Source organism: Streptomyces sp. NPDC094448, assembly GCF_044763775.1.
GTDB lineage: Bacteria > Actinomycetota > Actinomycetes > Streptomycetales > Streptomycetaceae > Streptomyces.
Window position 1 is genome coordinate 1 of sequence record NZ_JBIWGU010000018.1, and the last position, 24093, is coordinate 24093.

26 protein-coding genes are annotated in these 24093 nt (G+C 71.3%); 9 read left to right on the plus strand and 17 right to left on the minus strand.

All coding sequences use genetic code 11. From position 1 onward, the window contains the following. Positions 1-281 precede the first annotated feature (281 nt). A complete protein-coding gene (locus ACIQ9E_RS28420) occupies positions 282-923 on the minus strand; it encodes a DNA-3-methyladenine glycosylase (protein WP_403711834.1) in 642 nt (213 codons plus the stop codon). Positions 924-1007: 84 nt separating this feature from the next. On the opposite strand from ACIQ9E_RS28420, the gene ACIQ9E_RS28425 reads away from it, so the two are divergent. The 3 genes from ACIQ9E_RS28425 (at position 1008) to ACIQ9E_RS28435 (ending at position 3115) form a co-directional block, all read left to right on the plus strand. Beyond that, entirely contained in the window at positions 1008-1790 is a 783-nt protein-coding gene (locus tag ACIQ9E_RS28425; RefSeq protein ID WP_403711835.1) for a sporulation protein, read from the plus strand. Between the two features lie 68 nt (positions 1791-1858). Further along, on the plus strand, positions 1859-2395 hold the full coding sequence (locus ACIQ9E_RS28430) for a YbhB/YbcL family Raf kinase inhibitor-like protein (RefSeq protein WP_403711837.1): 537 nt from the start codon (positions 1859-1861) through the stop codon (positions 2393-2395). Between the two features lie 207 nt (positions 2396-2602). Further along, positions 2603-3115 carry an HNH endonuclease gene (locus tag ACIQ9E_RS28435; protein ID WP_403711839.1) on the plus strand — a complete coding sequence of 171 codons (513 nt, stop codon included), beginning with the start codon at positions 2603-2605 and terminating at the stop codon, positions 3113-3115. A gap of 76 nt (positions 3116-3191) precedes the next feature. Here the strand turns inward: ACIQ9E_RS28435 and ACIQ9E_RS28440 are convergent, their stop codons facing one another. From ACIQ9E_RS28440 to ACIQ9E_RS28460, 5 genes are all read right to left on the minus strand, one after another. Continuing rightward, entirely contained in the window at positions 3192-3968 is a 777-nt protein-coding gene (locus ACIQ9E_RS28440; RefSeq protein WP_403711841.1) for a sulfite exporter TauE/SafE family protein, read from the minus strand. Between the two features lie 57 nt (positions 3969-4025). Further along, on the minus strand, positions 4026-4982 hold the full coding sequence (locus ACIQ9E_RS28445) for an SPFH domain-containing protein (protein WP_403711843.1): 957 nt from the start codon (positions 4980-4982) through the stop codon (positions 4026-4028). 88 nt (positions 4983-5070) lie between these two features. Next, positions 5071-5499, minus strand: coding sequence for an NfeD family protein (locus tag ACIQ9E_RS28450; RefSeq protein ID WP_403711845.1), 429 nt, complete (start codon positions 5497-5499; stop codon positions 5071-5073). A gap of 74 nt (positions 5500-5573) precedes the next feature. Beyond that, positions 5574-6365: an ABC transporter ATP-binding protein gene (locus tag ACIQ9E_RS28455; protein ID WP_146479399.1), complete on the minus strand. Its 792-nt coding sequence runs from the start codon at positions 6363-6365 to the stop codon at positions 5574-5576. A gap of 171 nt (positions 6366-6536) precedes the next feature. Further along, a complete protein-coding gene (locus ACIQ9E_RS28460) occupies positions 6537-6977 on the minus strand; it encodes a DUF4190 domain-containing protein (protein ID WP_403711847.1) in 441 nt (146 codons plus the stop codon). Positions 6978-7173: 196 nt separating this feature from the next. Between ACIQ9E_RS28460 and ACIQ9E_RS28465 the strand changes: the two genes are divergently transcribed. After that, entirely contained in the window at positions 7174-7968 is a 795-nt protein-coding gene (locus tag ACIQ9E_RS28465; protein ID WP_403711848.1) for a hypothetical protein, read from the plus strand. Between the two features lie 58 nt (positions 7969-8026). Here the strand turns inward: ACIQ9E_RS28465 and ACIQ9E_RS28470 are convergent, their stop codons facing one another. From ACIQ9E_RS28470 to ACIQ9E_RS28480, 3 genes are all read right to left on the minus strand, one after another. Further along, positions 8027-8272 (minus strand): chaplin, encoded by a 246-nt coding sequence (locus ACIQ9E_RS28470; RefSeq protein WP_403711850.1) that lies wholly within the window; start codon positions 8270-8272, stop codon positions 8027-8029. Between the two features lie 159 nt (positions 8273-8431). After that, positions 8432-9082 (minus strand): response regulator, encoded by a 651-nt coding sequence (locus ACIQ9E_RS28475; RefSeq protein ID WP_403711851.1) that lies wholly within the window; start codon positions 9080-9082, stop codon positions 8432-8434. Next, a complete protein-coding gene (locus tag ACIQ9E_RS28480; RefSeq protein ID WP_403711853.1) occupies positions 9075-10220 on the minus strand; it encodes a GAF domain-containing sensor histidine kinase in 1146 nt (381 codons plus the stop codon). Before ACIQ9E_RS28480 ends, ACIQ9E_RS28475 begins: the two co-directional genes overlap by 8 nt. Before the next feature lie 219 nt (positions 10221-10439). Between ACIQ9E_RS28480 and ACIQ9E_RS28485 the strand changes: the two genes are divergently transcribed. Further along, positions 10440-11135, plus strand: coding sequence for an SDR family NAD(P)-dependent oxidoreductase (locus tag ACIQ9E_RS28485; protein WP_403711855.1), 696 nt, complete (start codon positions 10440-10442; stop codon positions 11133-11135). A gap of 535 nt (positions 11136-11670) precedes the next feature. Beyond that, positions 11671-12387 carry a transglycosylase SLT domain-containing protein gene (locus tag ACIQ9E_RS28490; protein ID WP_403711857.1) on the plus strand — a complete coding sequence of 239 codons (717 nt, stop codon included), beginning with the start codon at positions 11671-11673 and terminating at the stop codon, positions 12385-12387. Between the two features lie 103 nt (positions 12388-12490). Here the strand turns inward: ACIQ9E_RS28490 and ACIQ9E_RS28495 are convergent, their stop codons facing one another. Continuing rightward, positions 12491-15001, minus strand: coding sequence for an FHA domain-containing protein (locus ACIQ9E_RS28495; protein ID WP_403712023.1), 2511 nt, complete (start codon positions 14999-15001; stop codon positions 12491-12493). A 255-nt stretch (positions 15002-15256) separates the two neighbouring features. On the opposite strand from ACIQ9E_RS28495, the gene ACIQ9E_RS28500 reads away from it, so the two are divergent. Together ACIQ9E_RS28500 and serB are read left to right on the plus strand one after the other, a co-directional pair. Next, a complete protein-coding gene (locus ACIQ9E_RS28500) occupies positions 15257-16864 on the plus strand; it encodes a streptophobe family protein (RefSeq protein ID WP_403711858.1) in 1608 nt (535 codons plus the stop codon). A 65-nt stretch (positions 16865-16929) separates the two neighbouring features. Further along, positions 16930-18165, plus strand: coding sequence for a phosphoserine phosphatase SerB (gene serB, locus ACIQ9E_RS28505; RefSeq protein WP_403711860.1), 1236 nt, complete (start codon positions 16930-16932; stop codon positions 18163-18165). Positions 18166-18501: 336 nt separating this feature from the next. Here the strand turns inward: serB and ACIQ9E_RS28510 are convergent, their stop codons facing one another. From ACIQ9E_RS28510 to ACIQ9E_RS28525, 4 genes are all read right to left on the minus strand, one after another. Beyond that, positions 18502-19053: a SixA phosphatase family protein gene (locus tag ACIQ9E_RS28510; protein WP_403711862.1), complete on the minus strand. Its 552-nt coding sequence runs from the start codon at positions 19051-19053 to the stop codon at positions 18502-18504. Positions 19054-19135: 82 nt separating this feature from the next. Continuing rightward, entirely contained in the window at positions 19136-19333 is a 198-nt protein-coding gene (locus tag ACIQ9E_RS28515; protein WP_403711864.1) for a hypothetical protein, read from the minus strand. Positions 19334-19519: 186 nt separating this feature from the next. Then, positions 19520-19639, minus strand: coding sequence for an SGM_5486 family transporter-associated protein (locus tag ACIQ9E_RS28520; RefSeq protein WP_006350047.1), 120 nt, complete (start codon positions 19637-19639; stop codon positions 19520-19522). Positions 19640-19643: 4 nt separating this feature from the next. After that, on the minus strand, positions 19644-21011 hold the full coding sequence (locus ACIQ9E_RS28525; protein WP_403711865.1) for a CynX/NimT family MFS transporter: 1368 nt from the start codon (positions 21009-21011) through the stop codon (positions 19644-19646). A gap of 112 nt (positions 21012-21123) precedes the next feature. Between ACIQ9E_RS28525 and ACIQ9E_RS28530 the strand changes: the two genes are divergently transcribed. Further along, positions 21124-21810 (plus strand): FadR/GntR family transcriptional regulator, encoded by a 687-nt coding sequence (locus tag ACIQ9E_RS28530; protein WP_403711867.1) that lies wholly within the window; start codon positions 21124-21126, stop codon positions 21808-21810. Here the strand turns inward: ACIQ9E_RS28530 and ACIQ9E_RS28535 are convergent. The 3 genes from ACIQ9E_RS28535 to fabG form a co-directional block, all read right to left on the minus strand. After that, positions 21782-22159 carry a hypothetical protein gene (locus ACIQ9E_RS28535; protein WP_403711869.1) on the minus strand — a complete coding sequence of 126 codons (378 nt, stop codon included), beginning with the start codon at positions 22157-22159 and terminating at the stop codon, positions 21782-21784. The genes ACIQ9E_RS28530 and ACIQ9E_RS28535 overlap by 29 nt on opposite strands. A 203-nt stretch (positions 22160-22362) precedes the next feature. Beyond that, a complete protein-coding gene (fabI, locus tag ACIQ9E_RS28540) occupies positions 22363-23136 on the minus strand; it encodes an enoyl-ACP reductase FabI (protein WP_006350043.1) in 774 nt (257 codons plus the stop codon). 4 nt (positions 23137-23140) lie between these two features. After that, on the minus strand, positions 23141-23845 hold the full coding sequence (fabG, locus tag ACIQ9E_RS28545) for a 3-oxoacyl-[acyl-carrier-protein] reductase (protein ID WP_006350042.1): 705 nt from the start codon (positions 23843-23845) through the stop codon (positions 23141-23143). Positions 23846-24093: the final 248 nt, after the last annotated feature.

Genomic DNA, 24093 nt, shown 5'->3' on the forward strand with positions numbered 1-24093 from the left:
TACCAGATCCTTTTCCCGTTCCGTTTCCGGTCCGGACTTTCGAATCCAGCGGCCTGTTGAAGCGGCCTTTTGTCTTTCGACTTTGCCTTTCGGCGTGTCCACTACGTTAGCCGATTTCCTCGGCGACTCATAATCGAGTCGGTCCGAAATCATTTCGGCATGCCAAAACAGAGCCCGTCCGGGCTGTGTCGAGCAGTAGGTGGGTTGGCCGCTTCGGGTTGCTGAACAGCAGGACCCGTGTCAAGCGGCTCGGGCTACGTTAGGCGTCCCGGATGGGCGAGTCAAGTTGACCTCTTGCGGGGGGCATGCGCGCGATAGGGGCTCACCGTGGGGTCTCCGTCGATCCAGAAACGCCAGGGGTGCTGGGCGCCATCGCCGCCCACTCCCGTACGGGGACCGCTGCGTACCAGGTCAAGGGCCGGGGTGGAGCCGGTGTGCAGAGTCAGGGGAGCGGTGTCGTCCTGACAGAGGTCCGTGCCGTTGAGAGCGCGGTCGACCGCGAGGGCCGTGGCGAGCCGGGCAGGTCCTTTGGCCAGTTCCTTGTCATAACGGGCCGAGACTCGACGTTTGCGGGCCAGCTCCTGGCCCTCGACGATCTCGCCGGCCCGCAGCAGGACCCCGCTCGCCCGGCCCTCGGGGCCGCAGACCACATTGAGGCAGTGCCACATTCCATAGGTGAAGTAGACGTAGGCATGGCCGGGCGGGCCGAACATCACCTCGTTGCGCGGGGTCCGGCCGCGGAAGGCGTGGGAGCCGGGGTCCAGCTCGCCCGCGTACGCCTCGACCTCGGTGATGCGGAGCACGACGGGGCCCTCGGCCGTCCGCCGTACCAGCACTCGGCCCAGCAGGTCGGGCGCGACCTCCAGCACCGGGCGGTCGAGGAAGGTCCTGGGCAGAGGCGTACGGTCGGGTCGCTCGGTCATGGCGTCCGAGCGTACCTGCGGAACCGGAGGCGGTCGCCGAGCGTTTTCACGGTGCACAACCCCTTATAAGGAGTGGATCAGGACATGGCCTTCAAGAAGCTGCTCGCGAGCCTCGGTGCCGGTGGCGCCTCGGTGGAGACGGTACTGACCGAGGAGAACGTCGTCCCCGGTGGAGTCGTCCAGGGCGAAGTGCGTATCCAGGGCGGTTCCGTGGACCAGCGGGTCGAGGGGCTGTCCATGGGGCTCCAGGCTCGCGTCGAGGTCGAGGGCGGCGACTACGAGACCAAGCAGGACATCGAGTTCGTCAAGCAGCGCATCGGCGGAGAGTTCGAGGTGCAGGCCGGAGCGGTGCACGTGGTGCCGTTCGGTCTTGAGATCCCCTGGGAGACGCCGGTCACCAGCATCGGTGGCCATCGGATGCGCGGGATGGACATCGGGGTGCGGACCGAGCTGGCGATCGCGCGGGCCGTGGACGCGGGCGACCTCGACCCGATCACCATCCATCCGCTGCCCGCTCAGCAGGCGATCATCGACGCCTTCGGGCAGCTCGGGTTCCGTTTCAAGAGCGCGGACATGGAGCGCGGTCATATCCGGGGCACCCGGCAGAAGCTGCCGTTCTACCAGGAGATCGAGTTCTTCCCGCCGGAGCGGTACCGGGGGCTCAACCAGGTCGAGCTGTCGTTCGTCGCCGACGAACGGGAGATGGACGTCATCCTGGAGATGGACAAAAAGCCCGGACTGTTCACCGAAGGCAGTGACTCCTTCAAGGCCTTCCGGGTCGGTCACCACGACTTCGCGTCGACCGACTGGGTTGCCTACCTCAACCAGTGGCTCACCGATGTCGGCGGTCGGCGCAATTGGTTCTGAAACACTTCCTGACGGTGCCCTAGGGTCGGTGGCACTACTGGACAGTGAAGTGAACCGGAGGTGCAGACGTGACCCAGCAGCGGGCTCCCCTGCCGCACGACTTCCATCCCGAGGTGCCGGCGTTCACCGTGGTGAGCGACGACCTCGCGCCCGGTGCGGTGCTCGGCGCCGCCCAGGTGTACGCGGAGGGCAATGCCTCCCCGCAGCTGCGCTGGGAGGGGTTTCCGGCGGAGACCAAGAGTTTCGCGGTGACCTGCTTCGACCCGGACGCTCCGACCGGCAGCGGATTCTGGCACTGGGTGCTCTTCGATATCCCCGCATCGGTGACCGAGCTTCCCGCCGGGGCCGGTGGGGGGTCCTTCACCGGACTGCCGAAGGGCGCGGTGCACGCCCGTAACGACTACGGGTCGAAGGATTTCGGCGGCGCCGCTCCCCCGGCGGGCGACGGACCCCACCGTTATGTGTTCACGGTGTACGCGGTCGACAGCGACACCCTGGGGCCGGACTCCGACGCCTCGCCCGCCGTGGTCGGCTTCCATCTGCGGTTCCACGCCCTGGCGCGGGCTTCGGTCATCGGAGAGTACGAGGTACCCGCGCCGGACTGACGGACCCCCCCGGTCCGATACTGACCGTTCGTTTCTTGTTTGCCCTGTCCGGGTCCTGGAGAGATCTGGACAGGGCAGGTTTTCTGTCCACCGGGGTCCACGGCCCGCGCGGGACGGATATTGCGTTGTCCATCCCGGCACGTCCGGCCAGAGTTGGTCCATCCCCGGGCCCGCACAGGCCGGGCCGGTGAACGGAGGTGGGGGAACATGCGGGACACACTGGTGCTCAACGCGAGCTTCGAACCACTGTCGACGGTGTCGATGAATCGCGCGGTGGTCCTGGTGCTCCAGGACAAGGCCGTTGTCGAGCAGGCCCACCCCGGTCTCCGGGTCCGCGGTGCCACCGTCGATCTACCGGTGCCGCGCGTGATCAGGCTCTGCAGATATGTCAGGGTGCCGTTCCGAAGACAGGCTCCGTGGTCGAGACGGGGTGTGCTGGTCAGGGACCAGCACCGGTGCGCCTACTGCGGCAGGCGTGCCACGACCGTGGACCATGTGGTGCCGCGGTCCCACGGAGGCGGAGACACCTGGCTGAATACGGTCGCCTCCTGCTCCGAGGACAACCACCGCAAGGCCGACCGCACACCGGAGCAGGCGGCGATGCCGCTGCTGCACCAGCCGTTCGTGCCGTCCCCGGCGGACGCGATGCTGCTGGGCCTGCGGGCCGGTGAGCGGTCCGAACTGCCGGAGTGGCTCCGGTCCGCGCGGCCCGCGGCCTAGTACCCCGTACCGCAGAGACCGTGTCGAGGGCCCGCTCCCCCCGGGGGAGCGGGCCCTCGTCCGTGTGTGGGGGCGGTCAGCCGTAGCGGTAGAGCAGGAGCTGGACCAGGGCGATCGTGCCGACGGCGACGATGAGGGCGCGCAGGGCGCCCGGAGGCAGTCGGCGGCCCGCCTTGGCGCCGATCTGGCCCCCGATGGTGGAACCGACGGCGATCAGGGCGACAGCGGTCCAGTCGAAGTCGGCGACGAAGAGGAAGAAGACCGCGGCGACGCTGTTGACGACGACGGCCAGGACGTTCTTGACGGCGTTCAGCCGCTGGAGGGTGTCGTCGATCAGCATGCCCATCAGGGCCATGTAGATGATGCCCTGGGCCGCGGTGAAGTAGCCGCCGTAGATGCTGGACAGCAGCAGTCCGAAGGTGAGGAGGGGGCCGCCGTCGGCGCCGGCGGTGGTGCCGTTCTCGGCGCGGCGGCGCTGGACGGCCCGGGAGATCCGCGGCTGGAGGATCACCAGGACCAGGGCGAGCGTCACCAGGACCGGGACGATGGTCTCGAAGGCCGTACTCGGCAGGGCGATCAGCAGGGTGGCGCCGATGATGCCGCCGACCGCGCCCACCGCGCAGAGCTTCAGTACCCGGTTGCGCTGGCCGACGAGTTCGGCCCGGTAGCCGATGGCTCCGCTGATGGAGCCGGCTACCAGGCCGAGGCCGTTGGAGACGGTCGCGGTGACCGGGGGCAGACCGACCCCGAGAAGAACGGGGAAGGTGATCAGGGTGCCGGAACCGACGATCGTGTTGATGGTTCCGGCACCGATGCCCGCGACAAGGACAGCAAGCATCTCCCAGATGGTCACAGTGTGCCCCTCCATGATCAGTGCAGTGGGCATTGATCATGCCGGAGGAGTGACCGGTCAGTCGACCGGGGGCACCTCACGCCGCTCGGTGCCGGTGCCGTTGCCGGACGAGGAGCCGCCGGTGTTGAAGCCGGGGACGCCGCCGCCGAGGTTGCCGAAGGCTCCGGAGAGGCCCTTCAGGGCGTCGCCGATCTCACTGGGGACGATCCAGAGCTTGTTGGCGTCGCCCTCGGCGATCTTCGGCAGCATCTGGAGGTACTGGTACGAGAGGAGCTTCTGGTCCGGATCCCCGGCGTGGATGGACTCGAAGACCGTACGGATCGCCTGGGCCTCGCCCTCGGCCCGCAGTGCGGCGGCTTTGGCCTCGCCCTCGGCCCGCAGGATGGCCGACTGCTTCTCACCCTCGGCGGTCAGGATCTGGGACTGCCGGATGCCCTCCGCGGTGAGGATGGCGGCGCGCTTGTCGCGGTCCGCGCGCATCTGCTTCTCCATCGAGTCCTGGATGGAGGTCGGCGGCTCGATGGCCTTCAGCTCGACGCGGTTGACGCGGATGCCCCACTTGCCGGTGGCCTCGTCGAGCACCCCGCGCAGGGCCGCGTTGATCTCCTCGCGGGAGGTCAGGGTGCGCTCCAGGTCCATGCCGCCGATGATGTTCCGCAGGGTGGTGACGGTGAGCTGCTCGATGGCCTGGATATAGCTGGCGACCTCATAGGTCGCGGCACGGGCGTCGGTGACCTGGTAATAGATGACGGTGTCGATATTGACGACCAGGTTGTCCTGGGTGATCACCGGCTGGGGCGGGAACGGGACGACCTGTTCCCGCAGGTCGATCCGGTTCCGGATGGAGTCGATGAACGGGACGACGATGTTCAGGCCCGCGTTCAGGGTGCGGGTGTAGCGGCCGAAGCGTTCGACGATGGCTGCGCTGGCCTGCGGGATGACCTGGATCGTCTTGATCAGGGCGATGAAGACCAGCACCACCAGAATGATCAGGACGATGATGATCGGTTGCATCGCGTTTCCCCGTGCCCTTCGCTGCCGGATGATGGTGTGATGATGATCGAGTTTCCCAGATCAGGGGCGGTCGTGGGGCTCTTTCCGGTCAGATGACGACGGCGGTCGCTCCGTCGATCTCGACCACGTCGACCTGCCGGCCCGGTTCGTAGCTCGCCTCGGGGTCCAGAGGCCGGGCGGACCACACCTCACCGGCGAGTTTGATCCGGCCGCCGTTGCCGTCGACGCGTTCCAGTACGACGGCCTGACGGCCTTTCAGTGCTTCCACTCCGCTGGTGAACCCGGAGCCCTGGGAGCGGTGCCGGGCGGCGATCGGCCGGACGACGGCGATCAGTGCCACCGACACGACGACGAAGACCAGCACCTGGACGACGATTCCGCCGCCGAGCGCCGCCGTGACGGCGGCGGCCACCGCGCCCGCCGAGAACATGCCGAACTCCGGCATCGCCGTCAGGACGAGCGGAATGCCCAGTCCGACCGCGCCGATCAGCCACCACACCCACGCGTCGATTTCCACATGGTCATGGTAGGTCGGCGGATCGGCTCGGGACAGAGGGCGACGGCTCCGGACCGGCGCGGGGCGGGCGCCGGTCAGCCCAGCGGAAGTCCGTGGGCGGTCCAGCGGTCGCCCCGCTGCTCGACGACGAGCGGCAGGCCGAAGCAGCGGGAGAGGTTGCGGGAGGTCAGTTCCATCTCGATGGGACCGGCGGCGAGGACCTTGCCCTGGCGGATCATCAGAACGTGGGTGAACCCGGGGGCGATCTCCTCGACATGGTGCGTGACCATGATCATGGAGGGGGCGTACGGGTCCCGGGCCAGTCGGCCGAGGCGGCGGACCAGGTCCTCCCGGCCTCCGAGGTCGAGTCCGGCGGCGGGCTCGTCGAGGAGGAGCAGCTCCGGGTCGGTCATCATGGCGCGGGCGATCAGGGTGCGCTTGCGCTCGCCCTCGGAGAGGGTGCCGAACTTGCGGTCGAGGTACTCGGTCATGCCGAGGCGGTCGAGGAAAGCGCGGGCGCGCTCCTCGTCGACCGGGTCGTAGTTCTCGTGCCAGGTCGCGGTCATGCCGTAGGCGGCGGTGAGGACCGTCTGGAGCACGGTCTGGCGCTTGGGGAGCTTCTCCGCCATGGCGATGCCCGCCATGCCGATGCGGGGGCGGAGCTCGAAGACGTCCACCCCGCCGAGGCGCTCGTCGAGGATGCGGACGGTGCCGGTGCTGGGGAAGAGGTAGCTGGAGGCCAGGTTGAGCAGGGTGGTCTTCCCGGCGCCGTTGGGGCCGAGGATGATCCAGCGCTCGCCTTCTTTGACCGACCAGGAGACGTCGTCCACCAGAGCGCGTCCGTCGCGGACCACGGATACGTCCACCAGCTCCAGTACATCGCTCATGAGCGCGTTGTCTCCCCATCCAGTCGTGTTGTGAGGTGTCCGGGGGCTTGACGTGTGCGGGCCGCCCCTCGATGAAATCTACGCCACCTGCCGGGCTTCCCCGTCCCCCGGGCCGCTCGTCGGCGGTGCCGGGGGCGGGGGCGGATCGCCTGATCGCGCTGTGTGCCGGTGCTATTCGGCGGCGGAGCGGACGAGGGAGTAGGAGAAGGGGTCCGATTCGCCGTACCGGTCCTCGTCCTCCGGGAGATGCTCCCAGAAGACGGCGACCAGGACGAGGAAGACGGTGCCGAGTGCGATCCCGATGGCGCCGGTGACGAGGCCGATGCGGGCCTGGCTGCCGTTGTCGGCCTCGCCTCGCTTCGCCTTGCGGATGCCGATGACGCCGAAGATCACCGCGAGGATGCCGAGGACGACGGCGGGGACGCCGTAGATGTAGAAGCTGCTGATGGCGCTGAGTCCGAGCACCATGGCCGTGGTGCCCTTGCCGTTCTGCAGGGACGGCAGCGGCTTGACGCCGGGGTAGGGGTACGGGTGCGGGTAGGGGCCCTGGCCGGGCTGGGGTGTCCAGGCGCCGTAGGCGTTGCCCGGCAGTCCGGCGGGGGCCGTCGGCACCGGGGGGCCGTAGGGTCCGGCGGGCGGCTGCCCGGGAGGGACAGGCGGTGGCGGTACGGCTCCGGTACGGTCCCCGGCCTGCTGATCGGTCATATGTCCCCCTGATTCGTTGTCGGCTCCATCGTAGATCGCGTCGGGTGGCGGCCGACGGGCCGGTTCGGAGCCGGAGTTCCGGGCGGGAACTTAGGCTGGGGGCATGATCTCGGATCCTTCGGAACCACGTTCAGGACGGCTCGCGGTATGGGGCAACGCCCTGTTGGCGGGGCTGGTGTCGCCCGACGACGCTGCGGTGGCGATCCGCGGTGAGGACGCTGTGCACCGGGTGCGGGGGCTGCCGGGTGAGCCGGGGCCGGTGGGGCTGACGCTGGCCCTGGGGCGGTTGCGGACGCTGGGGGTGACGGGCTGGCGGGTGGCGCTGCCGGTGGCGGGGCATCCGCTGGGGCTGAGCGGGCCTGCGGAGTTCAACGCCCGGGCGCTGGAGGCCGGGGAGGCGGTGGTCGGTCATGGGGCGGCGTGGGGGCTGGTGCCGTCGGTGACCGAGGTGGGGCCCGCGGGCGATGTGCATGCGGAGGTCGTCTGGGAGTGTCTGCCGGTGCGGGAGGCGCCGCCGGCGGATGTGCCGTCGCTCGGTGAGGCGGAGCGGGAGCTGGCGGAGGGGCTGCGGGAGGCGACCCGGGTGCTTTCGCAGCTGGACGTGGCGGCCTCGGGGCCGGTGGCCGAGGCGGCGATCGACGCCTACCGGGCGCGGGCCGAGGCCGGGAGGGCGGGCCTGGCGCCGGGCTATCCGCCGCGGGCGGTGCGGGTGCTGGAGCTGGCGGAGCGGGTGGGGCTGCTGGTCTCGGTGGCGTACGAGAACGGGCCCGGGGGTGCGGTGAGCGCCTCCGAGATGGCGGCGCGCGGGGAGGCGCTGCGGCCGGTGGAGCGGGTGGCGCGGCGGGCCCGGGTGGCCGCGTACAACGCGTATGTGGAGGAGCGGGAGCGGGGGCGCTGAGGCGGGCTGCCCGGCCGGAGGGCTGCGACGGTTCCTCCGGCCGGGCGGGCGGGGACGGTCAGCCGTTGTGGGCGAAGTTGCCGAAGGCCGGGTTCAGCAGGCCGATGACGTTGACCGAGTTGCCGGAGGCGTTCACCGGGATGTGGACCGGGACCTGGACCAGGTTGCCGGAGGCGACGCCCGGGGAGTTGACCGCCGAGCCCGCGGCGTGGGCGCCGGGGGTGGCGGAGGCGATGCCGGCACCGGCGGCCACCAGGCTGCCGGTGATCATGGTCAGGGCGGCGGCCTTCTTCAGGTTCTTCACGTGCGTTGTCCTCCTGGGCATCGGCCGCGGCGGGCGCCGCGGCACGCACTGGAGAACGGCCGGGCAGCGCGGGAGTTGCGCCGTCCGGGTGACATTCATCCGACAGTATGAATCTCCGATGGTCCGGGAACTCCCTGGGCGTACTCCCGGTGGCGGGGATCAGGTGGTCAGGCCGTGGCGTACGGCCCAGAGGGCGGCCTGGGTGCGGTCCGCGAGGTCGAGCTTCATCAGGATGTTGGACACATGGGTCTTGACGGTCTTCTCGGAGAGCACGAGGGCGCGGGCGATCTCCCGGTTGGAGCGGCCGTCCGCGATCAGGCCCAGGACTTCGCGCTCCCTTTCGGTGAGGGTTCCGCCGCGGCCCGATCCGGTGTTCGGATCGTCCTGGGAGAGCAGGGCCCCGGCGACCTCGGGCTGGAGGAGGACGTGTCCGGCGTGGACGGAGCGGATGGCTCCGGCGAGCGCCTCGGGGTCGATGTCCTTGTAGACGTATCCGGAGGCGCCGGCGCGCAGGGCGGGGACGACGGTCCGCTGTTCGGTGAAGCTGGTGACGATGAGGACCTTCGCCGGATTGTCCAGTCCGCGGAGTCTGCGGAGCGCCTCGATGCCGTCGGTGCCGGGCATCTTGACGTCCATGAGAACGACGTCCGGCCGCAGTTCCTCGGCGCGGGCGACGCCCTCGTCGCCGTCGCCCGCCTCGCCGACGACCTCGATGTCCTCCTGGACCTCCAGGAAGGTGCGCAGTCCGCGGCGGACGACCTGGTGGTCGTCGACGAGCAGGACCCTGATGCGGCTGGTGCGGTCACCCACCGGGGACCTCCATTTCGATCGTGGTGCCCCGGCCGGGGGCGGAATTCACCCGGAGCCGTCCGCCGACGCCGCTCGCGCGGTCGCGCATGGAGACGAGTCCGAGGTGGCGGCCGGCCCGGCGGACCGTGCGGGGGTCGAATCCCTTGCCGTTGTCGGTGACGCTGAGGGCGGCGCCTGGGCCGCGGCGGGTGAGGCTGACGTCGACCCGTTCGGCGCCGGAGTGGCGCAGGGCGTTGTGGAGGGCTTCCTGGGCGACGCGGAGCAGGGCTTCCTCCTGGGCCGCGGGGAGGGCCTTGAGGCCGCAGGTGTCGAAGGTGACCCGGGCGGTGTGGGCCCGGTCGAGCACCTGGATCTGGGTGCGGAGGGTGTTGATCAGCCCGTCTTCGTCGAGTGCGGCGGGGCGCAGTTCGACGACGGCCGCCCGTAGTTCGTCGGCGGCCTCGGCGGCCAGCTCGGCGACCTGCTGGAGCTCCTCTTTGGCGCGGGCCGGGTGGCGGTCGACGAGGGCGGCGGCGGCCTGGGCGGTCAGCCGCAGGGAGAAGAGCTTCTGGCTGACGGCGTCGTGGAGTTCGTGGGCGAGGCGGGAACGTTCCTCGGCGATGGTCAGTTCGCGGCTGCGCTCGTAGAGCCGGGCGTTGGTGAGGGCGATCGCGGCGTGCTGGGCGAGGATCGACAGGAGTTCCTCGTCGTCTTCGGTGAAGCCGCAGCCGCCGTCGGTGCGGGGGCAGCGCTTGTTGGCGAGGAAGAGGGCGCCGATGGTCTCGTCGCCGTCTCTGACGGGGAGGCCGAGGAAGTCCTTCATATCGGGGTGTGCCGCGGGCCAGCCGCCGAAGCGGGGGTCCTCCCGGACGTCGGCGAGCCGTTCGGTGCGGGCGTCGTGGAGCATCGCGGCGAGCACGCCGTGCTGCCGGGGCAGGGGGCCGATGGCCTTCCACTGGTCGTCGCCGACGCCGTCGACGACGAACTGGGCGAAGCCTCCGTGGTCGTCGGGGACGCCCAGGGCCGCGTACTCGGCGTCGAGCAGTTCGCGGGCGGAGGCGACGATCGTCTTGAGGACGTCCCGCACCTCCATCTGTCTGCTCATCGCGAGGAGTGCGGTGCTCACAGCGGCGAGGCCGGAGCTGGGTCGGTGGCTCATGTGCTCACCGTACCGGCGGCCGGGCCGAGCCGTATCGGCCTGTGGACAACGGGCGGCTAGGACCCGGGGCCTAGGTCGAAGTGCCTGGTCGGAAGGGGTCCGGCGGACGAGGTACGCCTGTGGGGCGGTTTCTACGGTGGTCGGTGCGGGCGCCGGTGAGCGGGGGTGGCCCGGGGACCGGTGCCGGAGAGGCCCGGAGACAGGTGAGGAGATGCCGATATGCCGGTAGCGGTGGTCACGGGGGGTTCGAAGGGGCTGGGCCGGGCGCTGGCGCTGGGGCTGGCCGCGCGGGGCTGGGATCTGGTGCTGGGGGCTCGTACCGCGGCGGTCCTGGCCCGGGCCGCGCGGGAGGCGGAGGCGTACGGAACGCGGGTGGTGGCCGTGCCGGGGGATGTCACGGACCCGGGGCACCGTGCGGAGCTGGTCGCGGCGGCCGGGCGGCTGGGCGGGCTCGATCTGCTGGTCAGCAATGCGAGCGTGCTGGGGGCCGAGCCGCTGGTGCGGCTGGACGTACAGCCCCTGGCGGGTCTGCGGGAGGCGCTGGAGGTGAATGTGGTGGCGGCGCTGGGGCTGGTGCAGGAGGCGCTGCCGCTGCTGCGGGTGTCGGCGGCGGGGACGGTGATCGCGATCAGCTCGGAGGCGGCGGCGGAGGCGTACGAGACGTGGGGCGGCTACGGGGCGGCGAAGGCGGCGCTGGACCAGCTGGTGGCGGTGCTGGCGGTGGAGGAGCCGGGGCTGCGGGTGTGGGCGGTGGACCCGGGGGATATGGACACGGATCTGCATAGGGCGGCGGTGCCGGCCGGCGGCGAGTACCGCCCCGCTCCGGAGTCGGTGGTACCGGCTTTCCTCCGGCTGCTGGACGAGCGGCCCGTGAGCGGACGGTACGGGGCGCGGTCCCTGCTGCCGTCGGGGTGAGCCGGCCGGGACGGTGACCCGGGGGGGCGGCCGGGCGGCGGGCGGGCGGATCCGCCGTGAGGCCCGTGCGCGGGGCGGAGGCGGCGGGCGGGCCGGGTGGGAGCAGGGGAGCCGTACGGCTGCGGGTGCCGGCGGCCCCTTTCCTGTTGTACGGCGGCGCGGCCCGGCTGTCCGTGGCGCGGGTTCGGAGCATCCGGCCGCTGCTGCCCGCCCGATCTCCTCACGTATCGAATTGCCATCGCAACACAAGGTGAAATCGGTGGGGTGGCGATGTGAGCCCGAGCATAGGGCGCAGGTCACTTACGAATCCCGATAGTGGAGAAATAAAGAGGCCGTGAGCTGGCGCGGGCCCGGAGAACGGCCGTTCTCCCGAGGGCCCGCTCCACTATCCGGGGTCGTACGTCACATGATTGCCAGGGGTTTTTGCCGGCGCTAAGAATTGTTTCTCGTTGCCGCCCCGCCGTGGAGCGCGACGCCGCTCCGGCCCGAAATTGCTTTCGGGCGGCAATTCCCCGATCCGAAGAGGTACGTCTGTATGTCCGCGCCCAGCATCCGCATGACCAAGGCCCGCAAGGTCTCGATCGCCGGTATCGCCACCGCCGGCGCCGCAGCCATCACCCTCTCCCTCGTCCCCGCCGGTGCCACGCCTGCCGAGGCCGCCCCGGTGAACGCCAAGGCGGCCCCCGCGGCCGTCAGCGCCGAGGCCGTCCAGGCCGCCGTGCTGAGCACCGGTGCCGACGCCCAGAAGTCCAGCCTGGACACCCAGGTGCAGGCGGCCGTCGAGAAGGCCGTCCAGGCCAAGGCCGACACCAAGAACGCCGCCGAGGCCGCCGTGAAGAAGGCCACCGCCGAGGTCGCCGCCAAGAAGGCGGCCGCCGCGAACGCCGCCAAGAAGGCCGCCGCAGCTCCGGCCGCCGCGCCGAAGACGTACGCGAACAACCTCGACGGCTGGATCCGCGAGGCCCTCGACATCATGGACAAGCACGACATCCCGGGTACGTACAACGGGCTGCACCGCAACATCATCCGTGAGTCCAGCGGTAACCCGCGGGCGATCAACAACTGGGACATCAACGCCCAGAACGGCATCCCGTCCAAGGGTCTGCTCCAGGTGATCCAGCCCACGTTCAACGCCTACCACGTCAAGGGCACCCCCTTCGACCTGTACCACCCGGTCGCCAACATCGTCGCCGCGGCCAACTACGCCGCCGACCGCTACGGCACCATCGACAACGTCTTCGGCGCCTACTGAGCCGTCGACGGACCTCTCCGGACGCCGGAAGGGCGGCACCCGCACGGGGTGCCGCCCTTCCGGCGTCGTCGTGCGCGCCCGGCTGCGGGCGCGCGGCGGCGGACTACTTGCGCATGACCTCGGGCTCGTGCCGACGCAGCAGCCTGGCCACGACGAAACCGCAGATCACGCCGATGGCGAGGAGAACGGTGAGGTTGATCCCCCACTGGGCGGCCGTACTCTCCCACAGGGGGTCGGTGTCGCCGGGATTCTTCTGGTCCCAGGGCGGCATCACCTGCCCGAGGTCGAGCGTGGTCGCGACGCCGGCGACGGCCCAGCGGGACGGCATCAGCCAGGTGAACTGCTCCAGGCCGGGTGATCCGTACACCTTGAAGAGCACCCCGGTGAACACGACCTGGACGATCGCGAACATCACCAGCAGCGGCATGGTCTTCTCGGCGGTCCTGACCAGGGACGAGATGATCAGACCGAACATCATCGAGGTGAATCCGAGGGCGATGATCATCAGACACATCTCGGCCGCGGGCGGCATCAGCAGGCCCTCTTCGGGCAGGGTGCGGCGGGCGAAGCCGATCGCGCAGATGATGACACCCTGGAGCGCGGTGATCATTCCGAGGACGATGACCTTGGACATCAGATAGGCGGAGCGGGAGAGGCCGGTGGCCCGTTCCCGTTCGTAGATCACCCGTTCCTTGATCAGCTCGCGGACGGAATTCGCGGCCCCGGAGAAACACATACCGACCGCGATGATCAGGATGATCGTGCCGGCGTCCGGATTGAACTTTCCCGCGGTGGTTGCCGGGGCCAGGCCGAACTTCGCCGGAATGACCACGCTGACCAGTCCGAGTACGGCGGGCAGGATCACCATCAGGCCCATAAAGCCCTTGTCGGAGCCGATGACCGAGAGATAGCGGCGGATCAGGGTGAACAGCTGGGCGCCCCAGCTCTGCGGTTTCGTCGGGCGGAGCTGCCGGTCCGCCGCGGGGGCCGGCTGCGGCGGCGCGGCGGCGTCCGGTTCTCCGGCGTAGAGCCGGTAGTGCTGCGAACCGCGCCAGCGTCCCGCCCAGTCGTAGTCGCGGTAGTTCTCGAAGGCGGAGAAGACATCGGCCCAGGTTTCGTAGCCGAAGAAGTTGAGCGCCTCGTCGGGCGGGCCGAAGTAGGCGACGGCGCCGCCGGGGGCCATCACCAGCAGTTTGTCGCAGAGGCTCAGCTCGGCGACCGAGTGCGTGACCACCAGGACCGTACGGCCGTCGTCGGCGAGGCCGCGCAACAGCTGCATCACATCGCGGTCCATGCCCGGGTCGAGCCCGGACGTCGGCTCGTCGAGGAAGATCAGCGACGGTTTGGTGAGCAGTTCGAGCGCGACGGAGACCCGCTTGCGCTGGCCGCCGGAGAGAGCCGTGATCTTCTTGTCCCGGTGGATGTCGAGCTTCAGCTCGCGCAGCACCTCGTCGATCCGGGCCTCCCGCTCGGCGGCGGCGGTGTCGCCGGGGAAGCGGAGCTTGGCCGCGTAGCGCAGTGCCTTCCGGACGGTCAGTTCCTTGTGGAGGATGTCGTCCTGCGGGACGAGTCCGATCCGCTGGCGCAGCTCGGCGAAGTGCTTGTAGAGACTGCGCTGGTCGTAGAGGACTTCGCCCCGGTCGGCGGGGCGGTAGCCGGTGAGTGCCTTGAGCAGGGTCGATTTTCCGGAGCCCGACGGGCCGATCACGGCGACCAGCGACTTCTCCGGAACGCCGAAGGAGACGTCCTTGAGGATCTCCTTGCCGCCGTCGACGGTGACGGTCAGTTGCCGGGCCGAGAACGAGATCTCACCGGTGTCGACGAACTCTTCGAGGCGGTCGCCGACGACGCGGAAGGTGGAGTGGCCGATGCCGACGATGTCCGGGGGGCCGATGAGGACCGTGCCCGATTTGGCCATCGGCCGGCCGTTGACGTAGGTGCCGTTGTGCGAGCCGAGGTCGCGGAGCTGGAAGCGGCCGTCGGGGCCGGCGGTGAACTCGGCGTGGTGGCGCGAGACCTGGAGGTCGGAGACGACGAGTTCGTTCTCCAGGGCGCGGCCGATGCGCATCACCCGGCCGAGGGCCAGCTGGTGGAAGGTGGTGGGGCTGCGGTCGCCGGGGCTCTGGCCCTGGTGGGGCGGGGGCTGCTGGGCGGGGACCTGCGGAAGGTGCTGCTGCGGGGATATGTGCTGGTGCTGTTGGGGGTCCGGCCCGGCGGGCGGGGCGTACGGCGGGGACGCCTGGGCCTGAGCGGGTGCCTGAACAGGTGTCCGGACGGGTGTCGGGACGGCGGTGGCGGGTGCCGCCGTGGCCGGGCCCGCGGTTGAGGCGGCCAGCGTCAGCAGCGGACCGTCGGTCGCGTTGCCCAGACGCACCGTGGAACCGGGCGCGAGGTCGGCCTGTTGGATCCGGTGGCCCTCCGCATAGGTGCCGTTGGTGCTGCCGTGGTCCTCGATGAGCCAATTGCGGCCGCTCCAGCGGATAGCCGCGTGCCGCCACGAGACCCGGGCGTCGTCCAGCACCACGTCACCGTGTGGATCCCGCCCCAGTGTGTACGTTCTGGACGGGTCGAGCGTCCAGAACCGGCCGTTCCATTCCAGTACGAGTTCCCGCACTCCATGCCCCACTTGCTTGTCCCCCGAACGACCCCCGTGACGGGGAGTCCAAAAGGGCTGCGAACAGTCGGGGGAACTATTCCAGGCGCGGCGGCCGGGAGGAAAGCCGGGCCGCGCGGCGAGCGCGACGGCCGGAAACGCACGGCCCGTTGACGGGACGCGGGCCCCGCCGGACAGTGGTATCCGTCCAGCACTCCCCCGCACCGCGACGGGGCCCGGCGGCCCCGGCGGACGGCGGGGGGATCGGGGGGTCTCGTGGCGGGCACGGACGGATCGGGCGGCCTGACCCGCGGGGCGGGGCGCCATCGGGCCCCGGCGCAGCGGCGGGTACGCCCGGTGCCGTGGGGCGATGTGCTGCTCACCGCCGTCGCCGCGGTGAGCTGGGCGTACGTCGCGATGGGCGCGGTGGCCGCGCTGGGTCTGCACCTTCTGGAGGCGGATGCCCACGGGCGGCTCGGGCCGCTGACCGCCGCCGTGGTGCTCCTGGCGGTGGGCGGCACGGTGAGACCGTCCGGGGACGTGTCGGCGTTCGGTCTGGACGGCGGGCAGGCCCGGACGGCCGTCGACCTCGCACCGCTCGGCGTGGCTCTGGCCGGGGCCCTGTTACTGGCGTACGTCTTCCTGCGCTCGCTGCGGCGGGCGGGCACGGCCGTCGGGGGGAGCGAACTCGCTGTCCGGGCCGGGGCGGTGGTGCTGCTGTTCGCCGGGGTGACCGCGGGGCTGGCCTGGGCGGGCCGCGATGCGGTCACGTTCGACGGACGGGGCATCGGCAACGGTGGCGGTGGTGGCGGCGGGACCCTGGTGCCCGGACTCGGCAGCGTCGACCTCGGCGATCTCATCGGCGGCGGGGGTCTGCGGGACGGGCCGGCGGATCTGGTGGGCGCGCGGGCGTCGGTCGGATTCCGGGTGGACACGGTGCCGTCGGTCCTCGGGGCGCTGCTCTGGGCGGCCGGGGTGCTGGCGATCGCGCTGCTGGTGGGCCGGTGCCCGCTGCCGGGTGTCCTGGGCCGGATCCACCGTCAGGTCAGGCCCGCGGCCTCGGCGCTGGTCTCGGTGGCGCTGGCCGCCGTGGCGGCGGGCTGGGCAGCGGCGGCGTACGCGGCCGTCGGGGACGAGCATCCGAGGCTGATCGCCGGGTCGGCGCTGCTCGGGGCGCCGAACGGGGTCTGGACCGGGGTCCCGCTCGGGCTGTTCGTCCCCTTCGACGGACAGGCCGAGGGCGCGCTCGCCGAGGCCGCGCTCCCCGATCCGCTCGGTGAACTCCTCCGGCTCACGGCGGACGAGCCCGTGACGGTCGACCGGCTCGCCGGTCTCGACGGGCGGGTCTGGCTGCTGGCGGTGGGCGCGGCGGTGCTGATGCTGCACGCGGGGGTGCTGGCGGCGGCCCGTACCCCGATCGGCGCAGGGGGTGCGGCCGGGTTCGCCGTCCGGTGCGCGGTACGCCTCGGGGCGCTGACGGCCCTCGCGCTGCCGCTGCTGGTGTGGCTGACCCGGGTGTCCGTGGGCGCTTCCCTCTCGGTGCTGGGCTTCGACGCCTTCGGGGCGGGAATCGAACTGGCCGGACGGACGGGCCGGGCGGCGGCGCTGGGCGCACTGTGGGGCGCGGGCGCGGGCTGCGCGGGCGCACTGCTGGTGTACGCGGCCTGGTACCGGGGGCGCGGGCGGCTCACCGGGGAGCCCACGGCGGTGCCGTCCGGCGGCGGATCCGGGCCGAAGGCGCCCGGCGGCGCCCCGGACGCGGCGGGTCCCGGGCGGTACGGCCGCGGGGGCGGCCCACCGGGCCCCTACGATCCGGCGCCGCCGTACCGGCCGCCGGATCCCGGGACCAATCCCTATCTGCGCCGGCCGCCGGATCCCCGGTGACCGGTGTCCAGCAACCGGGACGTGTCGTCTCGCCGTAACCTTTCGCGGTTACGGTGGGACACACCATGAGCGCTTCGCAGAATTCCGACGTACGTACTCTTCTGGTCAAGATCTTCGGGAAGGACCGGCCGGGTATCACCGCCGGTCTGTTCGACACCCTGGCCGCCTACGCGGTCGACGTGGTCGATATCGAGCAGGTCGTCTCCCGGGGCCGCCTGGTGCTGTGCGCCCTGGTCACCGCGCCGACGGCGGCGGGTGCCGACGAGGGCGAGCTGCGGGCCACCGTCCACGGCTGGGCCGAGTCGATGAAGCTCCAGGCGGAGATCATCTCGGGCACGGGCGACAACCGTCCGCGAGGGATCGGCCGCTCGCATGTGACGGTACTCGGGCATCCGCTGACGGCCGAGTCGACGGCCGCCATAGCGGCCAGGATCACGGAGACCGGCGGCAATATCGACCGGATCTTCCGGCTGGCCAAGTATCCGGTGACCGCGGTGGAGTTCGCGGTGTCGGGCGCGGCGACCGAGGCGCTGCGGACGGCGCTGGCGACCTGCGCGGCCGAGATCGGTGTCGATGTGGCGGTGGTCTCCGCGGGGCTGCACCGGCGTGCCCAGCGGCTGGTGGTGATGGACGTCGACTCGACGCTCATCCAGGACGAGGTCATCGAGCTGTTCGCGGCGCACGCGGGCTGTGAGGAGCAGGTCGCCGAGGTCACGGCCGCCGCGATGCGCGGGGAACTCGACTTCGAGCAGTCGCTGCACGCCCGGGTGGCGCTGCTGGCGGGGCTGGACGCCTCGGTGGTGGACAAGGTGCGGGCGGAGGTACGGCTGACGCCGGGCGCCCGGACGCTGATCCGGACCCTGAAGCGGCTCGGGTTCCAGGTGGGTGTGGTCTCGGGCGGATTCACCCAGGTGACGGACGATCTGCAGGAGCGGCTGGGGCTCGACTTCGCCTCGGCGAACACGCTGGAGATCGTGGACGGCAAGCTGACCGGGCGGGTCACCGGCGAGATAGTGGACCGGGCGGGGAAGGCGAGACTGCTGCGGCGGTTCGCGGCCGAGGCCGGGGTGCCGCTGGCGCAGACGGTGGCGATCGGCGACGGCGCCAATGACCTGGACATGCTGAACGCGGCCGGGCTCGGGGTGGCGTTCAACGCCAAGCCGGTGGTCCGGGAGGCCGCCCATACGGCGGTGAATGTGCCGTTCCTGGACGCCGTGCTCTATCTGCTGGGCATCACCCGCGAAGAGGTCGAGGCCGCGGACGCCGCGGAGCCGGCCGGGCCCGGCGAAGCCGCGCTCTGAGCCGAGTCCGAGCCGGGTCCGTCCGGCGGGCCCCGGGCGGGCGTGCCAGGGGCGGCGGATGCGTTACGGGCCAGGGGCTGCGCCCGCAGCGGGCCCGTGGCCGGTTCCCGGCGCACGGGAGGGCCCCGGGTCCATCTGCTCGGGACGCCGGACCACCCGGGCAGTAGGGCGGTACGGCTGCGGTACGGCTAACGGCCGGGCTGCGGTACGGCTGCGGTACGGCGAACGGCCCCGGCGCGGATGCGTGCCGGGGCCGTCGTCGTCGGCCGGGGGTCTTCTTCCGGACCGGGCCGGATCAACGGGCCCCGGCAGGTTCCGGAAGGGAGGCCCTGCGGATCAGGAGTGGGGCGTCCAGAAGTCGGTGAGTGTGCCGACGCCGTGCTCGACGGACTTCCAGGAGCCGGTGAAGCCGAGGACGGCGAAGGCCGCGGTCGGGAAACCGCTGCGGTTCATCCGGGCGAGGAGATCGCCCTCCGCCTGCCCGGTCAGAGCGTCGGCCAAGGCGTGCATCCCGGGGTTGTGGCCGATCAGAACGATGTCCCTGACCTCGTCGGAGACCTCGTTCAGCAGGGCGATCAGCTCGCCCAGGGAGGCCTCGTACATCCGCTCCTCGTAGACCGTCCGGGGACGGTGGGGCAGCTCGGCGACGGCCAGCTTCCAGGTCTCGCGGGTGCGGGCGGCGGAGGAGCAGAGGGCGAGATCGAAGCTGATTCCGGAACCGGCGAGCCGGCGTCCGGCGACGGGGGCGTCCTTGCGGCCGCGGTCGGCCAGGGGACGCTCGTGGTCGGACACCTCGGGCCAGTCGGCCTTGGCATGCCTGAGGAGGACGATCCTGCGGGACTCGGGAGATCCGGAGGCTGCCCCTCCGGAAGTCGTGGCGACGCTCATGCCACCAGCTTCGCATGAAACGGGCCATCGGGCGCGGGGTGTTGACGTCCCGATCACCGGGCGGACCTGCGGGGGTCCGGGGTCAGCGGACCAGCAGCTGCCGGAGGTACTCCAGCACCGGGGCGAGGGCCGGGGTGCCGTCGGCGGACTCCGCCCGAGCCGGTTCGGCTATCAGGGCGAGGAGGACGAAGACGAGTACCGGGACGGCCAGTCCCCACCAGGGCAGACGGCCGGCGGCTCCGGCGCCCGGGGGCGAAGGGCTGGGCGGATGGGCGGACATGAACGCCTCCTGGGGCCGGTCCGCGGACGACGGGCGAGTGGTTCCACCGTAGTGACCGGGGATTCCGGCGCCCATCCGGAAGCCCACCCACTCGCCCCTGATGCCGGCCCCCTAGGGGATACGGGGGTTAGCCCCAGCACCCGCCGCCGGGGCGGGGCCGCGGCGGCCGGTCCGGCAACTGCCCGGTCAGGGCGAGGCGATGGTCGCGATGATGCCGACCACCACGAAGAAGCCGATCATCGTCGCGAAGACGAGGAGCAGCTTGCGCTGTCCGTTCTGGGGATTGGGTTCGAGGACTGGCTTCATGGGCTCAGTCTCGCATCCCCGTCTCGTCCTCGATCGTCCGGTCCCGGCCTGCCAGCGTCCCGAGCACGATCTGCGGCACCAGCAGCCCCGCCATCAGCGCGACGGGCAGCCCCCAGCTGCCGGTGTGCTCATAGAGGACGCCGACCAGCAGCGGGCCGGGGATGGAGATCAGATAGCCGGTGGACTGGGCGAACGCGGAGAGCCTGACGGTTCCGGCGGCCGAGCGCGAGCGCATGCCGATCATGGTGAGGGCGAGCGGGAAGGCGCAGTTGGAGAGGCCGAGCAGCAGGGCCCAGGCCCAGGCGCCCTCGGCGGGCGCCAGAAGCAGTCCGGTGTATCCGGCGAGTCCGCTCAGACCGAGGACGGCGGCGATGGGGCCCTGGGTGCGGAAGCGGGCGGCGAGCCGGGGGATGACGAAGGCGAGCGGTACGCCCATGACCATGGTGACGGCGAGCAGCAGTCCGGCGGTGGACGCGGGGACACCCGCGTCCCGGAAGATCTGCGGCAGCCAGCCCATGGTGATGTACGCGCCGGTGGCCTGGAGGCCGAAGAATCCGGCGAGGGCCCAGGCGGTGGGGCTGCGGACGATCGACCCGGCGGGGCGGCCGGCGCCCGGTGCGGCCGGTGCGGTGGAGACGGCCGGAGCCGGGACCGGGGCCGGGGCGGCCGGGACCGGGGCCGTATCGGGGTGGCGTCCTCGGCTCCGTACCACCAGAACCCACGGCAGCACGGCGACGGCCGCGAGAAGTCCCCAGACCGCGAGGCCGGTCCGCCAGTCGCCGCCCAGCGCACCGGTCAGCGGAACGGTGGCGGCGGCCGCGGTGGAGGTGCCGATGGCCAGGGCCATGGAGTACAGCCCGGTCATGGTGCCGACCCGGTCGGGGAAGTACCGCTTGACGATCACCGGCATCAGGACGTTGCTCACGGCGATGCCGATCAGCGCCAGGGCGGTGGCGGCGACGAATCCGGGGGTACCTCCCGCGTACGGCCGGATCAGCAGACCGGCGGCGATGGCGGCCATGCCCGCGCAGACGACGACGGCGGGTCCGTGGCGGCGGGCCAGCCGGGGTGCCGCGATACCGAAGACGGCGAAGGTGACCGCGGGAACCGAGGTGAGGATCCCGGCGACGGCTCCGCTCATGCCCAGCCCGGCGCGGACCTCTTCCAGCAGGGCACCGAGGCCGGTGATGGCGGGGCGGAGGTTGAGGGCGGCCAGGACGACGGCGACCATGACGAGCCGGCGGAACCAGACGCTCCGGGAGGCGGTGGACGCCGGTGGGGCCGGATCCACAGGGCCGGGGACCGGCCGCGCGCCGGAGGGCGTACGGACGGCAGCCGGGGCGGTGGTACGGGTGGCGGACTCGTCAGACATGGCACCATCATAGAATCATGGGATGATTGGTTGTCCACTGGTGACCGCTCATACTGGACTCCATACGCAGACCCTGTACGTCCCGGGCCGTCCCAGAACACACGGAGCACTGATGTCGTTGACCTCTCCCCGGCGCTCGGGGCTCACCGACCAGGTGATCGCACAGCTGCGGAACCAGATCACCTCCGGCGAGTGGCCGGTCGGCTCGCGCATCCCGACCGAACCGGAGTTGGTGGAGCAGCTCGGCGTGGCCCGCAACACCGTCCGTGAGGCGGTTCGCGCCCTGGCCCACAACGGTCTGCTGGACATCCGCCAGGGTTCGGGCACCTATGTCCTCGCGACCAGCGAACTGGCCGGGGTGATGCACCGCCGCTTCGCCGGGGCCTCCCCGCGCCATATCGCCGAGGTGCGCTCGGCCCTGGAGTCCGCCGCCGCCGGGCGGGCCGCCGAACGGCGTACCGAACGCGATCTCCAGCAGCTCGACGCACTGCTGGTCCGCCGGGAGGAGGCCTGGCGCAGCGGGGACGCGGCGCAGTTCGTCGCCGCCGATATGACCTTCCACATGGCGGTCGTCGCGGCCGCCCACAACGACGTACTCGGCGAGCTGTACGCGGATCTGGGAGACGTCCTGCGCAACTGGCTGACCGAGGACGTCGGCCCCGAGCTGCGGCCGGAACACCATATGGACCATGCGACGCTGGTCGAGGCGATCCGCTCCGGCGACGGCGAGACCGCGGCGGCGGAGGCGGCCGGCTATCCGTTCGCCTGTCTCAGCCGCCCCCGAACGGCTGGTGGGTGACCCAGACCGCCCGGATCTCCTTCCAGCAGCGGTCCGTCAGCTCCACATATCCGGCGGGGCCGATATCGGCGGGCGTGCCGTCGGCGTCCACGTCCCACCAGCGGTCGCACTCCACATGCAGTCTGACCCGGTCGGTCACCGGATAGGGGTTGTGGCAGTAGGCCGTGGCCCGGGAACCGGTGATCTCGGTACGGCAGTCCGCCTCGTACGTCCGCGGTTCCTGGTACGCCTCCGGCCCCGGCCCGTCCGCACCGGCGCGGCCCGATGCGGCGCCGGAGCCCGCCCAGAGCAGTACGACGGCCGACAGGGGGGCGGCGAGGAGCGGCGCGGTGCGGCGGATCGTCAGCACGGGCGTGACCTCCTCGGCCGTACGGCGGCCCGCCGGGCCGCGGCTGCACCACAAGGGGGATTGACGGTTCCACCCTCCCCCGCCCGGCCGCCCGCCGCACCCGGCGGCGGCCGAACGGGCGACGCCCCGCCCCCCGCGCGCTGCGGGGAAGCGGGGCGTCGTCGCGCTCTGCGCCGTACCGGAAGCCGTACCGGAAGTGCCGGTCAGGCACCCATCATGTGGACGCCGCCGTCCACGTGCAGGACCGAGCCGGTGGTGCGGGGGAAGAAGTCCGACAGCAGACCGACGATGCCGCGGCCCGCCGGGTCCGGGTCGGTCTGGTCCCAGCCGAGCGGCGCCCGGTGGTTCCACACGTCCGAGAGGTCCTCGAAACCGGGGATCGACTTGGCCGCCATCGACTTGAGGGGGCCGGCGGAGATGAGGTTGCAGCGGATGCCCTTGGGGCCCAGATCGCGCGCGAGGTAGCGGTTGGTGGACTCCAGGGCCGCCTTGGCGACACCCATCCAGTCGTACTTGGGCCAGGCGACGGTGGCGTCGAAGGTGAGGCCCACGATCGAACCGCCGCGCTCCTCCATCAGCGGCAGACAGGCCATCGCCAGCGACTTGTGGGAGTAGGCGGAGACCTGGACGGCGGTGGACACGTCCTCCCAGGAGGCCCCGAGGAAGTTGAACGCGCCCTGCGGTCCGAAGGCGATGGAGTGGACGATGCCGTCGAGACCGGAGTCGTCGCTCGCGTGCTCCCGGATCCGGTCCGCGAGCCCGTCGAGGTGCTCCTGGTTGGTGACGTCCAGTTCGATCACCGGCACGGGCTTGGGCAGCCGCTTGGAGATCCGCTCGACGAGGGAGAGCCGGCCGAAGCCGGTGAGGATGACCTCCGCGCCCTCCTCCTGCGCCACCTTGGCGGCGTGGAAGGCGATGGAGGCGTCGGTGAGGACACCCGTGACGAGGATGCGCTTGCCGGCGAGGATTCCACTCATGTGATCAGTGACCCATGCCCAATCCGCCGTCAACGGGAATGACGGCTCCAGTGATGTACGAGGCGTCGTCGGAGGCGAGGAAGCGCACGGCGGCGGCGATCTCCTCCGGCTGCGCATAGCGGCCGGCCGGGACCTGGGCGATGATGCCCTTCCGCTGCTCCTCGCTGAGCGACTGCGTCATGTCGGTGTCGACGAAGCCGGGCGCGACGACGTTGAAGGTGATGTTCCGGGAGCCCAGCTCCCGGGCGAGGGAACGGGCGAAGCCGACGAGACCGGCCTTGGAGGCGGCGTAGTTGGCCTGTCCGGCGGAGCCGAGGAGTCCGACGACGGACGAGATCAGCACCACGCGGCCCTTCTTGGCGCGCAGCATCGCCCGGTTGGCGCGCTTGACGACGCGGAAGGTGCCCGTGAGGTTGGTGTCGAGGACGGAGACGAAGTCCTCCTCCGACATCCGCATCAGCAACTGGTCCTTGGTGATGCCGGCATTGGCCACCAGCACCTCGACCGGGCCGTGCTTCTCCTCGATCTCCTTGTACGCCTGCTCCACCTGTTCGGAGTCGGTGATGTCGCAGCGGACGGCGAGGAAGCCCGCCGGGGGCTCGCCGGAGCGGTATGTGATCGCGACCTGGTCGCCCGCGTCGGCGAATGCGCGGGCGATGGCGAGGCCGATGCCCCGGTTTCCTCCGGTGACAAGAACCGAGCGGCTCAACGGATCACCCTTTCGAATAGCGGACTGGTACCCCCGATATCCCCGAAACTATCGGGCGGGGGACGCTCCCGGAGAATCGGGCCCTGACAGCGCCTTCCACGCGGCACTGTTGGATCCCTACATAAGGGTGCGCCGCCGGATGCCCCGCCCGGCCCCGGGCCCGGTCCTCCGCCGGGGCCGTCCGGCGGCCGGGGCAAAGCCGCTGGGCAAGGGCTGCTTCCCCGCGACATGATCGGGCACGACCGGCA

Excerpts from the sequence above, each read along its gene's own strand:
- ACIQ9E_RS28420 (WP_403711834.1), bottom strand. The coding sequence starts at position 923 with ATGACCGAGCGACCCGACCGTACGCCTCTGCCCAGGACCTTCCTCGAC.
- ACIQ9E_RS28425 (WP_403711835.1), top strand. The coding sequence starts at position 1,008 with ATGGCCTTCAAGAAGCTGCTCGCGAGCCTCGGTGCCGGTGGCGCCTCG.
- ACIQ9E_RS28435 (WP_403711839.1), top strand. The coding sequence starts at position 2,603 with ATGCGGGACACACTGGTGCTCAACGCGAGCTTCGAACCACTGTCGACG.
- ACIQ9E_RS28445 (WP_403711843.1), bottom strand. The coding sequence starts at position 4,982 with ATGCAACCGATCATCATCGTCCTGATCATTCTGGTGGTGCTGGTCTTC.
- ACIQ9E_RS28455 (WP_146479399.1), bottom strand. The coding sequence starts at position 6,365 with ATGAGCGATGTACTGGAGCTGGTGGACGTATCCGTGGTCCGCGACGGA.
- ACIQ9E_RS28465 (WP_403711848.1), top strand. The coding sequence starts at position 7,174 with ATGATCTCGGATCCTTCGGAACCACGTTCAGGACGGCTCGCGGTATGG.
- ACIQ9E_RS28480 (WP_403711853.1), bottom strand. The coding sequence starts at position 10,220 with ATGAGCCACCGACCCAGCTCCGGCCTCGCCGCTGTGAGCACCGCACTC.
- ACIQ9E_RS28485 (WP_403711855.1), top strand. The coding sequence starts at position 10,440 with ATGCCGGTAGCGGTGGTCACGGGGGGTTCGAAGGGGCTGGGCCGGGCG.
- ACIQ9E_RS28490 (WP_403711857.1), top strand. The coding sequence starts at position 11,671 with ATGTCCGCGCCCAGCATCCGCATGACCAAGGCCCGCAAGGTCTCGATC.
- serB (WP_403711860.1), top strand. The coding sequence starts at position 16,930 with ATGAGCGCTTCGCAGAATTCCGACGTACGTACTCTTCTGGTCAAGATC.
- ACIQ9E_RS28510 (WP_403711862.1), bottom strand. The coding sequence starts at position 19,053 with ATGAGCGTCGCCACGACTTCCGGAGGGGCAGCCTCCGGATCTCCCGAG.
- ACIQ9E_RS28515 (WP_403711864.1), bottom strand. The coding sequence starts at position 19,333 with ATGTCCGCCCATCCGCCCAGCCCTTCGCCCCCGGGCGCCGGAGCCGCC.
- ACIQ9E_RS28520 (WP_006350047.1), bottom strand. The coding sequence starts at position 19,639 with ATGAAGCCAGTCCTCGAACCCAATCCCCAGAACGGACAGCGCAAGCTG.
- ACIQ9E_RS28525 (WP_403711865.1), bottom strand. The coding sequence starts at position 21,011 with ATGTCTGACGAGTCCGCCACCCGTACCACCGCCCCGGCTGCCGTCCGT.
- ACIQ9E_RS28530 (WP_403711867.1), top strand. The coding sequence starts at position 21,124 with ATGTCGTTGACCTCTCCCCGGCGCTCGGGGCTCACCGACCAGGTGATC.
- fabI (WP_006350043.1), bottom strand. The coding sequence starts at position 23,136 with ATGAGTGGAATCCTCGCCGGCAAGCGCATCCTCGTCACGGGTGTCCTC.